The sequence below is a fragment of the Cellvibrio zantedeschiae genome (assembly GCF_014652535.1).
GTDB lineage: Bacteria > Pseudomonadota > Gammaproteobacteria > Pseudomonadales > Cellvibrionaceae > Cellvibrio > Cellvibrio zantedeschiae.
The window spans coordinates 61,013-75,279 of record NZ_BMYZ01000002.1 but is presented as its reverse complement, the minus strand read 5'-3'; the positions used below and the strand labels follow the sequence as shown (position 1 = coordinate 75,279).

General features: G+C 42.7%; 11 protein-coding genes. 9 read left to right on the top strand and 2 right to left on the bottom strand.

Annotated features, from left to right (window positions below):
• Positions 1-162 precede the first annotated feature (162 nt).
• The 4 genes from IE104_RS11140 to IE104_RS11125 all read left to right on the top strand — a co-directional run bounded on the left by IE104_RS11140 (position 163) and on the right by IE104_RS11125 (position 3,076).
• Positions 163-1,113, top strand: a complete 951-nt coding sequence (locus IE104_RS11140) for a nuclear transport factor 2 family protein (protein ID WP_189418580.1) — start codon at positions 163-165, stop codon at positions 1,111-1,113.
• A gap of 138 nt (positions 1,114-1,251) precedes the next feature.
• On the top strand, positions 1,252-1,479 hold the full coding sequence (locus IE104_RS11135) for a hypothetical protein (protein WP_189418579.1): 228 nt from the start codon (positions 1,252-1,254) through the stop codon (positions 1,477-1,479).
• Positions 1,479-2,327 (top strand): HvfB family MNIO-type RiPP peptide maturase, encoded by an 849-nt coding sequence (locus tag IE104_RS11130; protein ID WP_308429288.1) that lies wholly within the window; start codon positions 1,479-1,481, stop codon positions 2,325-2,327. Before IE104_RS11135 ends, IE104_RS11130 begins: the two co-directional genes overlap by 1 nt.
• Positions 2,324-3,076 (top strand): HvfC family RiPP maturation protein, encoded by a 753-nt coding sequence (locus IE104_RS11125; protein ID WP_189418577.1) that lies wholly within the window; start codon positions 2,324-2,326, stop codon positions 3,074-3,076. Before IE104_RS11130 ends, IE104_RS11125 begins: the two co-directional genes overlap by 4 nt.
• An 84-nt stretch (positions 3,077-3,160) precedes the next feature.
• Here IE104_RS11125 and IE104_RS11120 read toward each other — a convergent pair whose 3' ends face one another.
• Positions 3,161-4,381, bottom strand: coding sequence for a DUF5610 domain-containing protein (locus tag IE104_RS11120; protein ID WP_189418572.1), 1,221 nt, complete (start codon positions 4,379-4,381; stop codon positions 3,161-3,163).
• 142 nt (positions 4,382-4,523) lie between these two features.
• Positions 4,524-5,711, bottom strand: a complete 1,188-nt coding sequence (locus IE104_RS11115) for an acyltransferase family protein (protein WP_189418570.1) — start codon at positions 5,709-5,711, stop codon at positions 4,524-4,526.
• A gap of 176 nt (positions 5,712-5,887) precedes the next feature.
• Between IE104_RS11115 and IE104_RS11110 the strand changes: the two genes are divergently transcribed.
• The 5 genes from IE104_RS11110 (at position 5,888) to IE104_RS11090 (ending at position 14,267) form a co-directional block, all read left to right on the top strand.
• Positions 5,888-6,757: a LytR/AlgR family response regulator transcription factor gene (locus tag IE104_RS11110; protein WP_189418568.1), complete on the top strand. Its 870-nt coding sequence runs from the start codon at positions 5,888-5,890 to the stop codon at positions 6,755-6,757.
• A 976-nt stretch (positions 6,758-7,733) separates the two neighbouring features.
• Complete coding sequence (locus tag IE104_RS11105; RefSeq protein ID WP_189418566.1) at positions 7,734-10,784, top strand: TonB-dependent receptor; 3,051 nt, start codon at positions 7,734-7,736, stop codon at positions 10,782-10,784.
• A 154-nt stretch (positions 10,785-10,938) separates the two neighbouring features.
• Positions 10,939-11,664, top strand: a complete 726-nt coding sequence (locus IE104_RS11100) for a SapC family protein (RefSeq protein WP_189418564.1) — start codon at positions 10,939-10,941, stop codon at positions 11,662-11,664.
• 43 nt (positions 11,665-11,707) lie between these two features.
• Positions 11,708-12,742 carry a cupin-like domain-containing protein gene (locus tag IE104_RS11095; RefSeq protein ID WP_189418562.1) on the top strand — a complete coding sequence of 345 codons (1,035 nt, stop codon included), beginning with the start codon at positions 11,708-11,710 and terminating at the stop codon, positions 12,740-12,742.
• A gap of 52 nt (positions 12,743-12,794) precedes the next feature.
• Complete coding sequence (locus IE104_RS11090; protein WP_189419609.1) at positions 12,795-14,267, top strand: tryptophan halogenase family protein; 1,473 nt, start codon at positions 12,795-12,797, stop codon at positions 14,265-14,267.

Here is a 14,267-nt window from a genome sequence, read left to right as displayed (position 1 = left end):
TCCGTTTTTCGCTTAATGCGCCCGCATGCTTCGACTGGCGCACATTACCAGCAATTCAATTTGATTGCGCGAAACGAATAGCTGAAATATTCGTGTTACGGCTGGCTAGCTTTAAAAAGCGGCCTCTCGTTTAGACCTTCTCACTCGAAAAAGGAAATTAAAATGAAAATACACTCGCTTATACTATCGACGCTGCTCATTAGCTTAAGCAGCTGCGGCGGCAGTAGTGATTCAAAAGAACCGGCTAAGGACGCTATTCCGTCATCCAGTAGCTCGCTGAGTAGTGCCAGCTCAACAACATCCAGCGCAGCGGCAAGTTCTATCGCAACCAGCAGCTCAGTCAGTAGCAGCTCAAGCTCAGCTGCCCCCTGCATGACGCAGGATTGTGAATCTAAAAACAAGGACTTAGTACAAAAAATTTACACTGACATTATGAACGGAGGAAAGACCGACCTAGTTAACACTTATTTTGATGCTAACGTAATACTGCATATTTCTGGTGCCAATAACGGGGCCACTGGCGAAACATCGCACTTACAATCACTGAAAAATAACAATCCCAATTACATTGCCACCCTAAAACATCTTGCGGCCGATGGCGATTATGTCGCCGCACACTGGCACCTCTCCGCTAAACCTGACAATGAATTTAATGGTAAAGCGGTTGTAGATCTCTACAGGGTAGCGGGCAATAAAATTATCGAGCATTGGCACTTGTCTGCAAACCTGAGCGATACCACTGTTAGCGGAAACTCGCTCTTTAGTGATCTCTATAAATATACGGGCACCAAGCCCGTAGCTACACAAGATTCAGAGGCCGCTAATAATCAACTCGTTACTTCGACATACCTGGGCCTATTCAACGATAAAAACCTGAGTTTGATTGACCAGAACATCGCGCCAAGTTACCTCCAACATAATCCCTATGTCCCCAACGGCAGCGAAGCGCTTAGGAACTTTGTTAACGCACGAACACCGGGAGGATTAAGTTTTTTCGCCACTATATCTGACGATGACCTGGTATGGACCTTTAAAGGCGACGGCAATTTAACCTTGGTAGATATGTTCCGTGTAGATAATAAAAAAATCGTGGAGCACTACGATCTTTTTTAAATAACGATCTTCAACCTCGTCACTCTTGAAGAAATCAACAAAGGAATCAAGGAATAGAATCCTTCTGTTGCAAGACTTGTTAAATCGAAATGGATTGCAAAACCTAAACCTTAATCATTGTTTTCACTGAGGTACTATATGAATAAATTACTTTCTACACCACTTGCCGTTGCGGTAAGTGCTGCATTTATAATGACTGTCGGCCTATCTTCTTGCGCCGCGACTCCAACCAAAGAAACTGCTACCACCCAACAAAGTCAAACTCCAGAGGATGCTGCTCGTGCGGCTGCAGAAAAAAAGAAAGCAGATGAAAAGAAACGTGCGCGCAGCATGCGCGCGCTTCCATCAGGAGGATGCGGCCATTAATGATGGTAGATAAGAATTTTTCTGCTTCTGTTAGCGGTGCGGGCCTTGGCCTGCACCGCAGCTTGCTCGATAAATTGAATCATCTGAGCGCTGAAGATATTAATTTTTTGGAAGTTGCCCCGGAAAACTGGATTAATGTTGGCGGCCGTCTAGGCAAACAACTAAGGTCGTATACTGAAAAATTTCCTTTTGTTTGCCATGGGCTCTCGCTCTCACTGGGAGCACCTGCTCCTTTAAATATCGATTTACTAAAAGCAGTTAAAGTATTTTTACGTCAACACAAGATCCACTACTACAGCGAACACCTCAGCTATTCCGGCGATGCTGGCAATCTCTTCGAATTACTTCCAATACCCTTTACCGAAGATGCTGTGCATTATGTTGCATCGCGTATTCGCCAGGCACAGGATATTCTTGGCCAACGCATTGCGATAGAAAACGCAACCTATTACTACGCCCCCCAACAAGAAATGGCTGAATGGGAATTTATTAACGCCGTAATGTACGAAGCAGATTGCGCTCTATTGTTGGATGTAAACAATCTGTACGTAAACAGTGTTAACCATCAATATGATGCTCTTGAATTTCTGCAAAATTTGCACGGTGAGCGGACTGCTTATATTCATATTGCGGGGCACGACACCGAAAGAGAAAGCTTCTACACAGATACTCATGGCGCCCCTGTAGTGAAAGACGTATGGAGCCTGCTGCAGCTCGCCTATTCATTATTTGGTGTAAGGCCAACCTTACTAGAACGTGAAAATAATATCCCACCAATTAATGCACTCCTACAGGAAATTAATCAAATAATGGAATACCAAACGCTATCAAGCAGTCAAAAAACATGAAATCTTTTCAGCACACTCAACTGGCTTTTACCGAATATCTACGTGGAAACACAAGTGGAGATTCAGCAAACGATAAAAAATCCAGACAAGAAGAAATTTATCGCGATCTGATTTATAAAAATATAAGTCAATGTATTTCAGACGTGTTCCAAACAACGAAAAGCATTATTCCTGAAAGCGAATGGGAGGCAATGATACGTGAATTCATTAAAATCCATCCTTCGCACACGCCTTATTTTTTGGAGATTTGCCAAGAGTTTCTAGCATATTTCGTCAACACTCGAAAATTGCAGCCAACAGATTACCCATTCATTATTGAACTTATGCATTTTGAATGGATTCAATTAGCCATAGATATTGCTGATTTAAGTTTGCCGGAAACAACATGCATCCCAGAGCCTGCAGAAAGCTCGCTTTGGAATGCGTCACCGTTTGTTGTTGGATTGACTTATTCCTACCCCGTGCACATTATTGACAAAGATTATTTGCCCATAGAGCAAACCGCGCAACCAACTTATTTATTGGTACATAGAAAACGAAATGATGATTTGGAAATTTTAGAGACGGACGGTTTAAGCCTACGCATTATTCAATTGCTACAAGCGCATGAAAAAATCAACTATTCGCAAATATTCCAGCTCCTGGCGGAAGAGCTTGATAATCACACTAAAGAAATACTGCTACCAAGAGTCTTGTCCGTATTGCGCACACTTGCGCAAGACGAGCTTATATTCTGCAACCAAACATAAAACAAAAAAAACAGGTACGCATGAGCGATTGATTTAAAAGCTCTTCACTTACAAAGAGCTTTTAGCAGATAGATGAAGACCGGATCAAGAAGCAGAAACTGCTTCTGTTTTTTGCGGAACGTTTAATGCTAGGATTCGTTCCAGGAATTGCGATAAAGCACTAGGCTCTTCATTTTTTAAAGCTGCCTGATCAGCCATTTTTCTGGTTAAATCCAACAACAATTGATGCGGATTAGCAAACTCGCCCGCTACATTTAAAGTAGACAATACATCTTTAATAAAGTCCCCCACTGGCGCCAATTGGTTTGCCAAACTCGGAACTTGTTCGCCTTCCGGTGAAAACGCGCTATAGCTCTCAGCAACCTGTTGAATTTGTACTTGCGATAAATTCAACGCGTAGCTTGCAATTTGTTGATCGTCGTAGCCAAGATTTACCGCTTTATCAAAAACATCATCCAAATTACCTGAGTAAAATTGCCCGGCCAACTTATCCACGCGCCCGAGCAAATCGTTAATCGCATTCAATTCGCTTTCATTCAAATCACCTTCAATTGAAAGCTCAAAATTACTTGCAGAACTTTTACTGGCATTAACCTCGACACCATTTTTATCTTGTGCAGTTGCAACACTCACTCCCAGGCTGGATGATGCGCGAATGCTCACTCTATCACCCTCTTTGGTGATTAATTCGAATTTGAAATCGCGCGCCTCCGCATACTCATAAAGACCTTGTTGTATCGCAATATTATTAATAGAAGCTGGCGTAGCTACATTTGGAAGTGATTCTTTTGGTACTGAAGCATCAGTTTTAACGCCCGAAACAAGTTTTTCTTTTAACGCGTCTATACCGGATAAAACTTGCGAATAGGTATCTTTAAGGTCTGCCTCCACTTCTGGATAAAACATGCTCAAGGCTTTTAACTTTTCTTCCGCTTCGGCAAAGCCTTTCTTAAAGCCCTCTAGCCCCGCCTCTAAACGCGATTGTAATTGTTCCTGAGTTGCGCCTTCAGCAACATCCATTGCTAGACGGCGCTCTATAAAACCCAAAATAGTACCGGCTGCTTTCGTGGCCGTCATCGGCTCTTGATCGCTGTAGGCTGTCGTGGCGACAGCGTCTTTACCAGCAATTTTTTCATAGGCCTGACTGAGCGTGCGGGTTACTAACTTGAGGGCAGATTGACGTTTTTCCTCAATTGGCGGAGCTTCCTTGATTACTGAGGATTTGGATTGAGCGCGAGCTTGATCCTGCCTGCTTAATAATGAAGACGAAGGAAATGCGCCGGAGTTGATTGAAGATAGAGTCATAAAGCACCTGGCCAATGAGAAGTATTAAAGTGAAGCCCCGCTATCTTCGACATCGGCCAGAACACTGAAAACTAAAAGACTTTTTAGTGTCACTTTTAACGTTTATTTATAACCAAAACACCAATCATGCTAGCGCCCAAAGTTAACGCCCCTTTTGTATCCCAAAAAATATTGGCAATACCGGCAGGCGTTTAATGATCTCAAACATCAATATACAACCGCTGATGACCATCAAGATAATAAGCATTGGCTCCCAAAAACCTCCGAGAGTTTTCGGCACCAGAAAATAGGCAATCGCAATAATTAAGGTTTGATGGACGATATAAAAGCAGTAAACGCCGCGATTCAAATAACGCAGTATCGGATTGCTGTTATGAAAACAATGCTGCGCCCACGCGATAAGCGTAAGCATCCAAAACCACCCGTTGGCGGTCCAGAACAATCGGTTGATGCTCTTGGCAATACCACCATCACCCAAAGAGCCTCCATTAAAGGAAAACAGGATATAGCTGAAGGTGATTGCTGCTGTAACAAGGAAATGCCAGCGCAAACCAGCAAAGCGATTCCAAACCAGAGGCATTCTCACCAACACAAAACCAATCAAAAACACCAGCAATGAACGTGCGTGATTAAACCAATCCTGTACAAAGTTATGCGTAACAGGATTTTTTTCGTCTAGCCACAACCCTAGAAAATAGGAAATCATTATTGGAAGAACAATCACTACAGACATTGGCGTTTGTTTCGCAAACGCATTCCTTAGAGGCATTAGCCGAGACGACATCAGCAAAGGGTAAGCTGCCCACACAATCAGACTGTAAGCTAATAAATAAAGCAAAAACCAAAGATGATTCCAGGTTAAATGCATAGAACCCAGGGTTTTATGGTCAGCAAACTCGGGGCTGTTTTGATCGAGGTATGCATACCAAAAATGCCAGTAGTTGGGGCAATTGATGATGCCTTTGCTGTTCGCCTCCACGTACACTTGCGGAACCACAACTACCAGCATCCCGAATAACAAGGGCAAGAGCAGAATCGGCACACGCTTAACAATAAACTGCCACCACGACTGGCTTGCCAATAGAAATGACACAGCCGCGCCACTAATCATAAATAGCAAAGACATCCGCCACTGGTTCGACCACAACATAATATTGGTAAGGAATTTACTGGTGTAAGTACTTTTGTAATGCCAACCCCAACCTTCGACATAAAGCATACCGACGTGGTAAAAAATCAATAGCCCAAAAACCATCACACGCAACCAATCCAACTCGATCAAACGTTTCCGGGTAATTTCGTGCAAGGGAAGATTAACTGCCTGGGTCATATGCGCCTCTTAAGTTTGCGTTGTATAAACGCCATCCTAAGGGACGCCCGACTTGTGTATTGATGCTAAGTGATTGTTCTACGTGAAGATGTGACGAACGGAAGCCAGGTGTGACCAACTCTATTGCGGTTTATACTGCAACGCACACACTCACGCCCTTTCCACCCGAGCACCGAATGAGCAAGATGTCCAACCAGCAGATTCAACATTTTTTAAAGCATCAACGACTCTGGGCAAGCGCGCTTTTGGTTGGGTGGTTCAGCATCAACGTTGCTGTGTTAGCCACTACCAAACTCATGGAATACCAACGAGCCGGACATGTGGTCCCAACGTGGAAACCCTTCTGCTGGGAAATATCCAGCGCGCTTATGATTTTGCTACTCATTCCACTGGGAATATTCGTGAATGATCGCTGGCTGGAGAAGCTGGGTTTAAAAACTCGGCTGGCATGCCACCTATTGGCGACCATTCCTTTTTCGGCCATCCACGTAGCGGGCATGGTGGCGATTCGTAATCTCACCTATTCCGCGATGAATCAAGATTATGAATTTGGAAATCTATTGATTGAGTCTTTATATGAATACCGAAAGGACGCGCAAACCTATTTGACGGTGGCATTAGTCGTGTTTGGATACAGACTTATTGTGCGACGCCTACAAGGTGAAGCCAGTTATTTAGCCAAGGATGAAGAAAATGAAGACGCAACGTCTGAATCACCACCAGAACGCTTGTTAATAAAAAAACTCGGGCGCGAGTTTTTAATTCAAACAGCAGACATAGAATGGATTGAGGCATCGGGCAATTATGCTAATTTGCATATTAAAAATAGTGTCTACCCTATGCGCATTACTATGGATAAATTAGAAAAATTATTGCCATCTAATTTCACACGCATACATCGCTCCACCATCGTCAATCTCGAACAAATTCAGGAAATACAACCGCTGGATACTGGCGACTATCAAGTAACTTTACGCAACAAAGAAATTCTTACACTCTCTCGCCGCTATAGGGAGGAATTCAAAACACTGTTAAGTCTCACTTGATATTTATAGCCGAATCAAATGCACTCAAAAAATAAACACAAAGCTTTTTTCTTCTCGTGGAAACGCAAATAATTTTTCGGAAAGTTCCTAGCTACCTACGTTCACGATATGAACATTAAAAATTCACTTATGGCTAACTACTCGCAGCTCAATTTTTTTATTTTAAAAAAAACAATTAAATATAAAAAATAATTCCCAAGATGACGCAAAGTTTTCACCACTCTCCGAAAACTAAAAAACCACAATCTGCCGCACATCTATTTATATGATAAAACTTACTTACCACCACAAGTAAAAGTATTTTTATTATTTTGTTATAGTCATATTGACAATAAAAATTTTCAATTTTAGTATGCAAGTGCATCAGGTGTTCTGATACCTCATTTTTGTATTCAGGCAACTGTTATGTAATGGAGAGCCTCCGGGCATTTAGAGCACCCAATTTGGGTGCTCTTTTTTCATTGATTCCACCCAATACTGCCCATATGGCGCCTAAATTCAAATTGATTATTTTGCTGGCAAAAAAATAATTACATTTGAAATTGAATATTTTACGTAAGATATTTTGGTCGCTATTTTTAAAAAACCAGCTAGAATTGCAGTGTTCTACCGTTGACACCCACCCGCGGTTATAGTATCAATGACCATATCGGAGAGGTGTTTTTATTACCAAGGTGTTATAAATATAACCATGTTAATAAAGCTGGTCGCGCCGCCAGGCGTTGAGAGAATTTCTATTAGAAATATAGAAGGGAAAGTGAGATGAGCAGCCGTTCAATTACAAAAAATGCTCATAAAGAACTTTGAATACTAACTCGCAGAAGGAAGTATTCAGGTAGTAAGGTTCCAATCCACCTGCACAACCCAATTGGAATCTTGCTTCTTGCTTAGCCACTAACCACGGCTGACAGGAACAGTTTAAAGCCACGAGGTCAGTGGCTTTTAATCTAATAACAATCACTGGAGGCATAGTCTTATGCTTAAAACTTTACAAAAAAACTTCAGAGTACGACCACTAACAGCAGCGGTAGCATCGATCATTTCTTTAACAGCAGGTTCAATGGCTTACGCCCAAGACGACGCTGAAGAAATCGTAGTTACAGGTATCAAGGCGAGCTTGCAAGCTGCCATGGATATCAAACGCGATTCAGCCGGTGTTGTTGATGCGATTTCTGCTGAAGACATGGGTAAGTTCCCTGATACAAACCTTGCAGAATCTTTGCAACGTATTACCGGTGTTTCTATCAGCCGTAGTAACGGTGAAGGTTCGCAAATTACTGTGCGTGGTTTCGGCGCAGAAAACAACATGATTACCTTGAACGGCCGTTCTATGCCAGCTGCATCTACCTTTAACGGTGACGGCGGCGGTTCAAGAGCTTTCGACTTCGCTAACATCGCTTCTGAAGGTGTTGCGGGCGTAGAAGTATACAAAACCGGTAAAGCAAACATCACCACTGGTGGTATTGGCGCAACCGTTAACATCAAAACTGCTAAACCATTGGATCGCGATGGGTTCAACGGAAGCGTTGGTGTTAAAGCAGTAATGGATTCTACCAACCGTGTTGGTGATGACGTTACCCCAGAATTGGCAGGTCTTGTAAGCTGGGCTAATAGCGACGCTACTTTCGGCGTTGGCTTGAGCGTTAGCCACCAAGAGCGTGACTCAGGTACCGTAGGTGCTACAGTTAACGACTGGAACATCCGTACTTGGGACTCAGTCAATGCTCCAGCTAGAATGTGGAACAACGCCAACACCAAGGTGAATAATGCACCTAAAGAAGGTCAGTTGTATGCACGTCCTAACGATTTGCGTTATGAATTCACTGATACCCAGCGTACTCGTGATAACGCGCAGTTAACTCTTCAATTCGCACCTACTGAAGACTTCAAAGGTACTGTGGACTATACGTTTGCAGAAAACCAAATTGAGGAAGCCTTGGGTCAAACCGGTAACTGGATGCAAACAGGTGCCAGATTGCAAGAAGTTACCTTTGATAGCCAAACTATTGCCACTCCTATCTATGCCAGAGAAAGCTACCCAGATGGTATCGATGAAGGTTTTGAGCAACAGTGGAGAGAGCAAACCAACACCTTGGGTTCATTTGGTATCAACTTGGCATACCAAGTTAACGATGCACTTGAGTTGAGATTAGATGGTCACAACTCTGAAATGCACAGCCGTGGTACTGGCCCATTTGGTGCAGGTTCAATCCGTATGGGTCTCGGTGCTCCAACTGTTGTTGCACGTGAGTGGTGGTTCGGTTCAGAGTTCCCAACTTACCTTAACAAGTATGATGACAGTAAAGGTGGTAACGCAGGCTACGTGAAGCCTGGTGTAAATGGTAAAACTGACAACCTTGACGTTAGTTCGTCTATGTTCAACTTGCGTCAAGCGGATCAAAAAGCGACTGTTGACCAATACAGATTGGATGGTACCTATAAATTTGATGATAAGAGCCAATTTGATTTCGGCATTGAATCAAAAGAAATGGAATCTCACTCACTTAACTATGCTGCAGAAAACGTAGCATTGGGTAACTGGAACGCGGGCTACCCAGGTGAATTTGGCAATTTGGTTCAGCCTTTCGACATCCAAGGCGAGTTTGACGATTGGACTCCAAAAGCCGGTGGTTATGGCTTTAAAGCTAATGCAGCAGACTTGTACGTAGCAGCGCAGAAGATTCCTCGTTACGCAAACATTTTGCCAGCGAAGATGAAGCAAACTGCTGACAACTTGGTAAATGAGAAGACTCAAGCTGCTTACTTCCAATTTAAGTTGGGCGGTGATTTTGGCAGCATGCCTTTCGACATTTTGACTGGCTTGCGTTACGAAACTACCGACGTTGAATCAAGCTCTCTAGCATCTGCTTATAAAACTGTTTGGGAAGATAACAACGACGTTGCTATTCGTGTAGATAGCTCTAAGCCTGCTTCTCTGGCTGAAGCTGAAGCAAGCTATGACAACCTGCTTCCAAGCTTGGACTTCACCCTGCACATCTCTGACGATTTGATTGGCCGTTTCTCAGTAGGCAAAACTATCGCTAGAGCGGGCTTGGGTAGCTTGGGTGTATCAGCATCTGGCTTCGGCGCAGGTGGTGGTTCAACCTACTTAGGTTCAGTACCTGTAGCAAGCGCATCAAACCCAGGTCTATTACCGTTAGAATCAAGCAACCTTGATATGTCGTTAGAATGGTATTACGACGACACTAGTTATGTATCTGCTGGTATATTCCAGAAGAACGTTAAGAACTTTATTGGTTCTGAGCGTGTAAACCGTACCTTGTTGAATATTCGTAACTCAACCAATGGCCCAAGAGTACAAGCTGCGGCTGCTGCATTGAAAGCGAAAGGCATTGCGATTAACGATGATACCCTGTTCAACCAAACAGTTTACACCCAGTTCGGTAAAGGCTCTGCAGATTGGATCGCTCAATTTGGCAATTCTGACTACACCGGTACTGACGCACAAAACTTCTTCTTGGCAAACCATGCTGGTTGGGATATTGAGAGCAATGATACTGACCCATTAACAGTATTCAGCACCAACACCCCAAATAACGGTAAAGAAGCTAAGATCTACGGTGCTGAATTTGCTGTGCAGCACTTCTTCGGCGAGACCGGTTTTGGTGTTCAAGCGAACTACACGCTTGTTCGCGGTGATGTTGGCTTCAATAACGAAGGCTCTTTCACCCAGTCTCAATTTGCTCTCGTTGGTTTGAGCGATACAGCAAACTTGGTTGCCATGTATGAGAAAGATGGCCTTCAAGCTCGTATCGCTTACAACTGGCGTGGTGAATACCTGAATGAAACAAACCGTGGTGGTTCTGCTAACCCACGTTATATCGAGGCTTACTCTCAAATCGATCTTAACGTAAGTTACGCAATCACTGACGCTTTGACCGTTTCTCTTGAAGGTCTTAACGTAACTGGTGAAAACAGTCGCTCTCATGGCCGTAACTACGCCATGATGTGGGATATGTATGACTTGGGTGCTCGTTACCAATTGGGTGCTCGTTATACCTTCTAATTAAATAGTTTTTATATTTAATTAGAACACCTTATCTCTGATAAGAAAAAAAGCCGCTGAAAAGCGGCTTTTTTTACTCTAGTAGGTAAATAATGCTGTAAATATTTACCCATCCGTTGAAGTCAGGCAATTTATTGAAGGTCTAGTAAAAGACATGGCAAATAACGTATTACTCAATAACGTAGCACACCAAAACTTGAAAGTGATTGGGCGTTTCGGTCCCGAATTTGGAAATAATGTAAGTAGCGTTTTAGTTTTTCCAGCAGAGTTTATTGAATTACAAAAAGAATACACGATTTTATTCAGACGGAATTTAGAAACCCAGAAGTACCACACTACTGTGCTTTTAGGGCTAAGCCAAAATGAAAATCTTTTTTTAAATCCAAATCTTGGATCTGGATGGGCTGCGAATTACATTCCCGCAAGTGTTGTTAAAGGTCCATTTTTAATCGGTTTTCAATCGCAGAACTCAGGCAATAGCAAAACTCCTGTAATTCATATCGATTTAGACCACCCCAAAGTGAGTCAAGAAGACGGTTACCCCTTATTTTTAGAACATGGAGGTAATAGTCCATACCTAGAACATATTGCGAAAAACTTAAACGTGATTCATGAAGGCATGGCACAACAAGATGCAATGTTTGATATGTTTTCGGAATTCGATTTACTTGAGCCTATCGATATCGATGTAGATTTAAATAATAATGAAAGGATCAAGTTAGTTGGAAACTATACTATTAATGAAGACAAGCTCACTGCACTCAGTGGTGAACAATTAGAAAAGCTAAACAAAAAGGGTTTTTTACCTTTGGCTTATGCAGTAATTACCTCTCTGACAAATATTCGAAAGTTGACGGAAATCAAAAATAACAAAAAATAATAGTGTCAGAATAAGCTACAAACCCAGCGCAAAAACTTAAATTATGTCAACGATTACGGCTACCACTACAGTTATTACCGACTACGTGAATGAAACTTTAGATGAGCGTATTTTATCGTCTAAAACGCCGGTAATTATTAAAGGTTTGGTCAACCGCTGGAAGCTCGTAGAAGAAGGACGCAAGTCAGATGCTAATGCGATTAATTATTTAAAATCACATTATAACGGCCGCCCTTCCGTTGCCTGCATTGGCCCACCGGAGATACAAGGGCGTTTTTTCTACGATACTTTGGGCACCCAGCTCAATTTCGATACTCAGCAAATGAAAATTGATGAGGTTCTCGATCTCATACAAAAAGGTTTTCCAGAGAATAATCCTACCTCTTACTACATTGCATCTAATGTTATTGATACACACTTTCCTGATTTCAGGAAAGAGAACGATGTTGTTATCCCCCGGCCGGTTATGGATTACCCGCTTGAAGATATGCGTATAGGTATTTGGATTGGAAACCGTACAACCGCTTGCTGCCACTACGATGCTTCCGATAATTTGGCATGCTGTGTCGTAGGCAAGCGTAGGTTTACACTTTTTCCGCCCGATCAAATCGCCAATCTCTACCCTGGGCCACTGACCCCTACTCCAGGTGGGCAAGCATTAAGCATGGTTGACTTTAACAACCCTGATTTCACAAAATATCCCAAATTTGCTGAAGCAATAAAACACGGCCAAATTGCTGAATTGGAAGCAGGTGATGCCTTATATTTGCCAAGTATGTGGTGGCATCAGGTGGAGGCCCAACGCCCATTTAATGTGTTAGTTAATTATTGGTGGAGTAATTCTGCAAAACACATGGGTCCTGCAATGAATGTTTTATATCACGCATTGCTAAGCTTGCGTGATAAACCTGAACATGAAAAATTGGCGTGGAAACATATTTTCGATTATTACATCTTCGGTGAGTCTGAGCAGGCAGGCGCGCACATACCTGAACAAGCGCGCGGATATCTTGGCGAAATTGACACAACAAAAAGTAAAATGTTACGCGCTATGCTTATGAATAAGCTAAACCGCTAAATGGAATTATCTACAACAACCTAATAAAGAGTGACTAGCGTTGAAAAATAATATGGTAAAAAAAGTCGTAATTGCAGGCGGCGGTACCGCTGGTTGGGTTGCAGCAGCAGCCTTGTCAAAGCAACTTGGAAAATTAATTGAAGTTGTTCTGGTTGAGTCGGAACAAATTGGTACTGTGGGTGTTGGTGAAGCGACTATTCCGCCAATGCGAGTATTTCACTCGTTATTAGGTATAGACGAACAAGAATTCATGCGCGCTACCAAAGCTGTATTCAAGCTAGGGATTTCGTTTAAAAATTGGGGACAAATCGGCGACGAATATATTCACCCCTTTGGTACCACGGGACAAGGCAGCTTCCTCGCCGATTTTCAGCACTTTTGGTTACATGGTAAAAGCAAAGGTATAAATGCAGAGTTCGGAGAATATAGCTTCGAAATACAAGCCGCTAAAGCTAATAAATTTGCCACATCAAAAAAAAGCAGCATTAACTTTGCCTATCATTTGGATGCAACTCGGTACGCACAATTCTTGCGGAAATTTAGCGAAAATTTAGGCGCTAAACGTATTGAAGGTAAGATTCAACAAGTACAGCAACACCCTGACGGCGATATCAAAGCGCTGGTATTGGAATCCGGTGAAGTTGTTGATGGAGATTTATTTATCGATTGCACAGGCTTTGTTGGCCTCTTGATCGATAAAACTTTAAAAACACCTTATGAGGATTGGTCACACTGGCTGCCATGTAACAGTGCCGTTCCCGTACAAACCGAATCGGTTGAACCTGCTAAACCTTATGTGACTTGCACTGCGCATCATGCGGGATGGCAATGGCATATACCCTTGCAACACCGAGTTGGCAATGGCAATGTTTTTTGCAGTGACTTCATGACAGATGACCAAGCAATACAGCATCTTTTAAATAATGTTCAGGGAAAAGTATTAACCGAGCCCAGGGTAATTAAATACACAACAGGTCGACGCAAACTTTTTTGGAACCGAAATTGCGTTGCATTAGGTCTTTCCGGCGGATTTGTTGAGCCACTGGAATCAACCAGCATCTATATGTTTATGAATGGCATCGTCAGGTTAATGAAGATGTTTCCATTCAGTGGCGTTACTCAATCTCTCGCTGATGAATACAATCGACAATCTATCGCAGAGCTGGAAAACATCCGTGATTTTATTATATTGCACTATCACGCTACGTCACGCGAAGATAGCGAGTTTTGGCGTTACTGCAAGAACATGAGTGTTCCCGATTCATTAACCCATCGCATGGAATTATTCAGAGAGACCGGGTTAGCTTTCCAGGGGGAGCGCGAGCTTTTCAGGTTGGAATCCTGGACACATGTGATGCTGGGGCAAGGCATTATGCCTAAGCATTATCACTCCGTATTTAAAACCATGTCGGATGAAGAAATGGTTGGTCACCTAACCAATACTCGTAATACGATTAAAAACGCGGTAGATAAACTTCCGAACCATCAGGATTTTGTAAATCAATATTGCAAGGCGCCACTCTGA